General features: G+C 70.3%; 1 pseudogene. It reads left to right on the top strand.

Going from position 1 to position 353, the window contains the following annotated elements:
• A pseudogene (locus tag IF47_RS0127055) lies at positions 1-353 on the top strand (O-antigen ligase domain-containing protein); the annotation flags it as partial.

Genomic DNA, 353 nt, shown 5'->3' with positions numbered 1-353 from the left:
GCCGTGGCCGCGGTGGGGTTCGGCTCCGCGCTGCAGGCGTGGTTCCTGCGCGGACAGAGCCAGGAGAACTTCACCAGCCTCACCGGTCGGGCCAAGGTCTGGGACGCCCTGCTGGCAGCGCCCCGGTCGCCCTCGGAGTACCTGTTCGGCGCGGGCCTGGGCGACAAGTCGTTCGGCGGGCTGCCGATCGACAACAGCTGGCTGGCCGTCTACCACGAGCAGGGGCTGACCGGCATCGCCCTGGTGGCGGCGATCATCATCGTGCTGGGCGGCGTCGCGTTGCTGCGGCCACCGTCGCTTTCGAGGGCCTGCGCGATCTTCCTGATCAGCTACTGCGCGATCGCGTCGTACAC

The organism is Streptomyces megasporus, from assembly GCF_000718985.1.
Taxonomy (GTDB): domain Bacteria; phylum Actinomycetota; class Actinomycetes; order Streptomycetales; family Streptomycetaceae; genus Streptomyces; species Streptomyces megasporus.
Note: the sequence above shows the minus strand (reverse complement) of the source record. Positions and strands in the feature narration are given on the sequence as shown.